The 6,828-nt window shown below is 67.7% G+C and carries 7 protein-coding genes; 1 reads left to right on the forward strand and 6 read right to left on the reverse strand.

The window, feature by feature from the left end; translation table 11 throughout:
• The 6 genes from VNS22_RS13675 to VNS22_RS13700 all read right to left on the reverse strand — a co-directional run.
• A partial coding sequence (locus VNS22_RS13675) for a TRAP transporter substrate-binding protein (protein WP_325733290.1) occupies positions 1-854 on the reverse strand: 854 nt, incomplete at its 3' end.
• Between the two features lie 55 nt (positions 855-909).
• A complete protein-coding gene (locus VNS22_RS13680; RefSeq protein WP_414653360.1) occupies positions 910-2,181 on the reverse strand; it encodes a TRAP transporter large permease in 1,272 nt (423 codons plus the stop codon).
• Positions 2,182-2,191: 10 nt separating this feature from the next.
• The gene (locus tag VNS22_RS13685; RefSeq protein ID WP_325733294.1) at positions 2,192-2,710 is read right to left on the reverse strand and encodes a TRAP transporter small permease; all 519 of its coding nucleotides are present in this window, start codon (positions 2,708-2,710) and stop codon (positions 2,192-2,194) included.
• 315 nt (positions 2,711-3,025) lie between these two features.
• Positions 3,026-3,835 carry an HpcH/HpaI aldolase family protein gene (locus tag VNS22_RS13690; protein ID WP_325733296.1) on the reverse strand — a complete coding sequence of 270 codons (810 nt, stop codon included), beginning with the start codon at positions 3,833-3,835 and terminating at the stop codon, positions 3,026-3,028.
• Between the two features lie 24 nt (positions 3,836-3,859).
• Positions 3,860-5,146 (reverse strand): MFS transporter, encoded by a 1,287-nt coding sequence (locus VNS22_RS13695; RefSeq protein WP_325733298.1) that lies wholly within the window; start codon positions 5,144-5,146, stop codon positions 3,860-3,862.
• Positions 5,147-5,225: 79 nt separating this feature from the next.
• Positions 5,226-5,912 carry a FadR/GntR family transcriptional regulator gene (locus VNS22_RS13700; protein ID WP_325733299.1) on the reverse strand — a complete coding sequence of 229 codons (687 nt, stop codon included), beginning with the start codon at positions 5,910-5,912 and terminating at the stop codon, positions 5,226-5,228.
• A gap of 181 nt (positions 5,913-6,093) precedes the next feature.
• Between VNS22_RS13700 and VNS22_RS13705 the strand changes: the two genes are divergently transcribed.
• Positions 6,094-6,828: 3-keto-5-aminohexanoate cleavage protein (locus tag VNS22_RS13705; RefSeq protein WP_325733300.1), on the forward strand; the 735-nt coding region annotated here is incomplete at its 3' end.

Below are 6,828 nucleotides of genomic sequence, written 5' to 3' on the forward strand. Positions count from 1 at the left end.
CCCTCTTCCTTCATCCGGGCGATGGCATCGGCGACCATGCCCGCATAGGCCTCGTTGCCGAAGGCCAGGGCGTCCTTGCCGGCCTGGCGGACGATCTGCTGGTTCTCCTCGCTCAGCCGGCCCAGCTGCAGCTTCGACATGAACAGGACCGGTGCCGCGTAGTGGACGCGGGTGAGGTTGAAATATTTGCTCACCTCGAAGAACCGGTCGGAGACGTAGACATCGGCGCTGGTGTCGGCCGCGTCGATCACGCCGTTCTGCAGCGCCAAATAGAGCTCGGTATAGGCCATCGGGGTCGCCTGCGCGCCCATGGCCTCGTAGGTGTCGACGAAGCTCGGCGACTGCGGCACGCGGATCTTGAGGCCCTTCAGGTCGGCGGCCGAACGGATCGCCGTCTTGCCGAACACGTCGCGCTCGGCCGCCGAGAAGAAGCCGAGGCCGACGACGCCGTGCTGGTCGAGCAGGTCGAGCATCGCCTGGCCGGCTTCGCCGCCGAGCCTGGCATTGGCCTGCGCGGCATCGTCGAACAGATAAGGCAGGGACAGGACCGCGAACTCGGGCACGGTCGGCTCGAAGATCGGCGAGGAGGCAACCCCCAGCGAGACAGCGCCCACGCGCGCGCTCTGGATCATCTTCGCCTCGCCGCCGAGCTGGCCGTTCGGGAAGATCGTGACCGTGACGTCGCCCTTGCTGCGCTCCTCGACCAGTTCCTTGAACTTCACGGCGACCTGCTGATACCAGCTGTCCTCTTTCAGGACATGGCCGAACTTCAGCTCGGTGGCGGCATCGGCCTGGATCGGGGCCGCGACGGCGAGTGCCGTGGCGCACAGGATCGAGGCCAGGAGCTTCTTCATTGGGTCACCTCCCGATGGGTGTCGCGGCGGGTACGCCGCCTTCTGGTGGTCGAGTTCAGCGCAGGAAGAACATGGAGATCCCGGGAATGAAGCTGATGAACAGCACATCCAGGATCAGGATCGCCAGGAAGTAGATCAGCCACTTCACGATCTGGTCGATGCGCAGGCCGGCGATCTCGCAGGCGATGAACAGGTTCACCCCGACGGGCGGAGTGACCATGCCGACCGCGAGGTTCACGATCATGATGAAGGCGAAGTGCAGCGGGTCGACGCCGTATTGCAGTGCTATCGGCGCCAGGATCGGGGCCAGGATGATGATCGCCGCCAGCGTCTCCATGAACAGCCCGACGACCAGCAGCAGGACGTTGACCAGGAGCAGGAAGCCTACCGCCGAGCCGACCACCGAGGTGATCCAGGCGCCCACCTGGTGCGGGATCTCATTCAGCGTCAGCACGAAGCCGAAAGCCGAGGCGAAGCCCACGATCAGGAGGAGGCCGCCGGACATCACGGCACTGCGGATGAAGACGTCGACCGCCATGCGCAGCGTGAGCTGGCGATAGATGAAGACGCTGACGAACAGGCCATAGACGATCGCCACCACCGCGGCCTCGGTCGGCGTGAACATCCCGGTATAGATCCCGCCCAGGATGATGACCGGCATCATCAGCGCCCAGCCGGAGGCCTTGAACGCCCCGAGCAGGTTGCCCAACCACTGCCTGGGCGTGATCTGCTCGACCTCGTCGAACTGCCACCAGTGCGCCGCGATCACGGTACCCAGGATCAGCGAGCAGCCGATCAGGATCCCGGGCAGGATCCCGGCGATGAACAGGTCGGAGACCGAGACGCCGATCACCAGGCCATAGATGATCATCGGCAAAGACGGCGGGATGACGACCCCCAACTCGCCGGATGCCGCCACGACCGCGGTCGCGAACGGGCGCGGATAGCCCTTTTTCACCATGGCCGGGATGGTGATCGTGCCGATGGCGGCGGTGGTGGCCGAGGACGAGCCCGAGATCGTGGCGAAGAACATGCTGGTGAGCGTGGCCGAGGCGCCGAGCCCGCCGCGGACCCAGCCCACGATGGCGTTGGCCAGGGCCAGGAGCCGCGCGGAGATGCCGCCCGCCTGCATGATGCTGCCGGCAATGATGTAGAAGGGCACCGCCATCAGCGAGAAGCTGTCCATCGATTCGAACACGGTCTGGACGGCCGCCACCAGCGGGATGCCGCCGCTGTGGAGCGTCGCGAACGCGACGATGCCGAGCGAGACCGCGATCGGCACGGAGAGGAGGAACAGGGCGAGCAGGCCGCCCACGAGCTGGACGATGGCCATGGACCTACTCCGCCGGAATCGTGTCGAGCCGGCGTGGCTCGGGGGCGGCCTGCCGGAGCTGCTCGGTGAGCAGCATCACCAGGTTGAGTGCGGCGATCGCACCGCCCACCGGCATGGCGCCGTACACATAGGCCATCGGCAGGCGCAGGACCGGCGAGGCTTCGAAGAAGCTCATCGCGGTCCACTCCCAGCCCACCCAGGCCAGCAGGAGGAAGAAGCCGATGCAGGTCAGGGTGACCAGGATCTGCAGCAGGCGCGAGACCTTCGGCGGCAGGACAACGGCCAGATAGTCGACCGAGATCAGCCCGTTGGTCCGGCACAAGGTGGCGGCCCCCAGGAAGGCCGACCAGATGAAGCAGTAGCGCGCGATCTCCTCGGTCCAGGGCGCCGAGACCCGGATCTCGAAGGTCGTCAGCACGAACCGGATGATGATCTGGTAGCTGATGGCGACGGTCGCCGCGATCATCAGCACACCGGCGATGCAGCGCAGGGCGAAGTTCATCCCGTCGACGCATCTTGCCACGGGCGCTGGTCCTTGAACGGTCATGCGTGACCATCCTTGCTGGGGGCGAGCGAACCGGAAGGCAGGGCTGGGTCGCCCGTGCCGGGTCATCGAGCGTGCGTGATCATCCGCTCGGCCATCGCGGCATGCCGTTCATCTTGTTCTCCCTGACCGCCGGCCTGTCCTGCAGGCGGCTCGTTTTCCTGATCGGCCGGCTTGCTGCGGCCATCGAGGGCGGAGCGGCCAAGGGCCGCCATTCCGCGTGAATGAAACTTACCTACCAGTCAAGAAGTTGTCGATAGTGGTTGCAGACACCCTCGCCTGCCGGACCTTGGTTCAGGCCCCGGCACGTGACCTGCTGCCCAGCGCCGCCCTCGTCTCGCGCAGGGTCGCCGTGCCGAGCTCGCGCAACAGCCCCAGATCCGAGTGCAGCGGAATGAACTCGTAGCCGGTTTCCGCCAGGCTGGTCGCCGCCTGCGGGCTCATCGCGTTGATGCCGGCTTTCAGGCCGTGGCGGCGGCACAGATCGATGATCGTGCGGTGCGCCTCGTCGATGAAGTCGTCGTTCACGCCCACCGCGGGTGCCCGGCCGGCCGAGGCGGACAGGTCGGCCGGGCCGAAGAAGATCCCGTCCAGCCCCGGCACCGAGGCGATCGCCTCGGCATTCCTCATCGCTTCCACGGTCTCGATCATCGCGAACACCAGGATGGCCTCGCGTGACCTGGTGAACACCTCGCCGATCTCGTCATAATAGCTGGACGAGCGCAGCCCGCCGAAGCTCCGGTAGCCCAAAGGCGGGTAGTGGCAGGCCCCGACGAAGCGCGCGCATTCTTCCCGGTTGTTGACCATCGGGCAGATCAGGCCGCTGGCCCCGGCATCCAGCACCTTCTGGGCCAGGCCGACATCGTTCCAGGGCAGCCGGACCATCGCGGACAGGCCGGACGCCTCGATGCCCTGGAGCATCCGCACCATGTCGGAGAAGTCGATCATGCCGTGCTGCATGTCGATGACCATGCAGTCATAGTCGAGCAGGGCCAGGGCCTCGGCGGTGTAGGGGCTGGGGATCGAGCACCAGGAGGTGAGCGCCACCCTGCCCTCGTCCCAGACCTTGCGGACCGGGTGGCGGACCATCCGTTGCGTGCGCATCGAGCTCTCCTTATGGCTTGTTGGTCATGCCTGACGCAGCCGTGGCGCCGGCTGGCGGCCGCGGGCGAACGCCAGGAGGCCGGCAGCGATCGGGAAGCAGCCGATCAGCGCGATGGCCATGGCGAAGTCGCCGGTCCAGTCCCTGGCGTAGCCGATGAGGCTGGGGCCGACGAGGCCGCCGAACTGGGCCAATGTGTTGATCAAGGCGAGCCCTGCCGCCGCGGCGACACCGGTCAGGAACGAGCCCGCCATCGCCCAGAAGATGCCCAGCGGTGCGAACAGGCTGCCCCAGGCCAGGCACAGCACCAGATAGGCCAGGGTCGGGCTGGTCACGGTCGTGCTGAGGATCAGGAGGCCGCCGCCCAGGATCAGCGGCAGGGCCAGGTGCAGGCGCCGCTCCTGGTGCCGGTCGGAGCTCAGGCCCAGCAGGATGGCGAAGATCACCGACAAAAACGGCGGCCCGGCGGACAAGAGCGAGGCGGTCAGGTTGCTGGTGTCGCCCACCGACTTGATGATCTGCGGCAGCCACATCTGTAGCGCGTACACAGCCACCAGGAACAAAAAGTAGATCAGGCCCAGCAGCCAGACCCGGGGATTGCGCACCGCTTCGCCTAGCCGGCCATGGCCATCGAGCTGCGCCCGTTCCCTGGCCATCCGCTCGCTCAGCCATTTGCGTTCGTCCGGCGCCAGGAAGGAGGCGGTGGCCGGGTCGTTGGCCAGCCAGTAGCGGGCGCCGATGCCGATCAGCAGCAGCGGTGCCGCTTCCAGGATGAACATCCAGCGCCAGCCGCTCAAGCCCAGCAGGCCGTCGGTAGCGTCGATGATCAGGCCGGAGACCGGGCCGGCCAGCACGCCCACCACACCGACACCGGTCGAGATCACCGCGGTCGCGAACGCGCGGTGCGACTGCGGGTACCAGTAGGTGACGTAGAGCATCAGGCCGGGGATCAGCCCGGCCTCGGCGGCGCCGAACAGGAAGCGGACCAGGTAGAAGCTGAGCGGGCCGCTGATCAGCGCCATCATCATGGCGGTGATCGAGCAGCTCACCAGAATCCGCGCGATCCAGACATTGGCGCCGAAGCGGTGCATCGCCAGGTTGCTCGGGATCTCGCACAGCGCATAGCTGATGAAGAAGACGCTGGCGCCGATGCCGAACTGGGTCGCGGTGAGGCCGATCTCCGGCCCCATGGTGAGTGCTGCGAAGCTCAGGTTCACCCGGTCGAAATAGTTCACGACCTGGAAGAGCAGGGCGAGCAGGAGCACGTTCAGGTGCACCTTGCGCATGGTGCGTCGTTCGATGTCGCCGGTCATCCGGCCTCCCTGATCTGGCCACTGTCCGTCTTGGCGCGGACAGGCGGCAACACTGGCGGTCGTGGGGTGGTGCTGGGGCTCAGTCGCTGAAATATCGGGACCTGATCTCCTGGCAGAGCCGCTTCATGGCCCGTCTGGCCCGGGCGGAATCCTTGTCCGTCAGCGCGGTCACGATCTCGCCGCGCAAGGCGTTGGCGAGCCGGTGGCGGGCCGGGTCGTGCCGGCGCTTGCGGATTCCTTCCCACATGGCACCCCGGCGCAGGTCCCACAGCTCCTTTACGGTTCCCGCCAGGAAGCTGTTGCCGGTCGCCCGGGCCAGGACGAGGTGGAACTGGTGGCGCGCATCCGCGGCAATATCGCCATCCGGATCCGCGACGCTCATCCGCGCCACGGCGGCGGCGAGGTCGGCGATGTGGCCCGGTTCCGCATGGCGCGCGGCCAGGGCCGCGACCTCGGGCTCGATCAGGCTGCACGCGTCCAGCTGTTCCAGCCAGCTCGGTGCCGCCGCCCGCGTGATCGGCGGCGCCTCTTCCGGGCGGTCCTGGACGAAGATGCCTTCTCCTGGGCGCACCTGCACCAGGCCCGCCGCCTCCAGGGCGATCATCGCCTCGCGCACCGAGGGCCGGCTGACCCCGAACTGCTTGGCCAGGTCCCGCTCCGCCGGCAGCCGGTCGCCCGGCTTCAGCTCGGCCGTGCGGATCAGTTCCGCGATCTGCTCGGCGATCTGCGCATAGACCCGGCGCGCCTGGATGACCTTGAAGCGCATGGGTGGGGCGGCATCCGGCTGCATGGCTGCCTGTGGTCTGGTGGTCAGGCCACCCTACCGCCGGCCCGCCGCAAGTCAACTCGCCGGCTTCCCGACCCGCCGCTTGACCAGGCGCGCAACCACGCCGCAAGTCGTCGGTCGAGCTCGCCCCGCGACCCCAGGCAGAAGAAGACACCGGCGCATGCGGCCCATCATCATCAGCGTGGCGATCACCGGCTCGGTGCCGCGCAAGGCGCACAACCCGGCCGTGCCGATCACGCCGGACGAGCAGATCGAATCGACGAGAGCGGCGTTCGAGGCCGGGGCGGCGCTGGTGCACATCCATGTCCGCAACGACGACGAGACGCCGTCCTCCGATCCGGACCGCTTCGCCCGCGTGCAGGAAGGCGTGCGTCGCCACTGCCCGGGCATGATCGTCCAGTTCTCCACCGGCGGGCGCGGCCGGGCCCCGGCGGAGCGCGCGAGTGCTTTGCCCCTTCGCCCCGACATGGCGTCATTGTCGACCGGCTCGGTGAACTTCCCCTCGATCGTCTACGAGAACCAGCCGCCCCTGGTGACCGAGCTGGCCAGCACGATGCAGCGCTTTGGGGTCAAGCCCGAGATCGAGATCTTCGACCTGTCCCATCTCCATGGCGCCCGCCGCTTGGCCGATGCCGGGCTGATGGACGAGCGCGCGCATCTCCAGTTCGTGCTGGGCATCCAGAACGCCCTGCCGGCGGAGCGCCATCTGCTCGAGATCCTGGTCACCGAAGGCCTGCGACTGTTCCCGCAGGCGACCTGGGCGGCCGCCGGCATCGGCCGGCACCAGCGGCAGGTGAGCGCATGGGCGATCGAGCTCGGCGGCCATGTCCGGACCGGGCTGGAGGACAATATCCGCCTCTCCGCCGAACGGCTGGCAGCGAGCAATGCCGAGCTG

This window comes from Geminicoccus sp. (assembly GCF_035556675.1).
GTDB lineage: Bacteria > Pseudomonadota > Alphaproteobacteria > Geminicoccales > Geminicoccaceae > Geminicoccus.

What these genes read in the sequence shown, in the direction of transcription:
- VNS22_RS13700 (WP_325733299.1), bottom strand. Translation starts at nt 5,912, where the DNA reads ATGCGCTTCAAGGTCATCCAGGCGCGCCGGGTCTATGCGCAGATCGCC.
- VNS22_RS13695 (WP_325733298.1), bottom strand. Translation starts at nt 5,146, where the DNA reads ATGACCGGCGACATCGAACGACGCACCATGCGCAAGGTGCACCTGAAC.
- VNS22_RS13690 (WP_325733296.1), bottom strand. Translation starts at nt 3,835, where the DNA reads ATGCGCACGCAACGGATGGTCCGCCACCCGGTCCGCAAGGTCTGGGAC.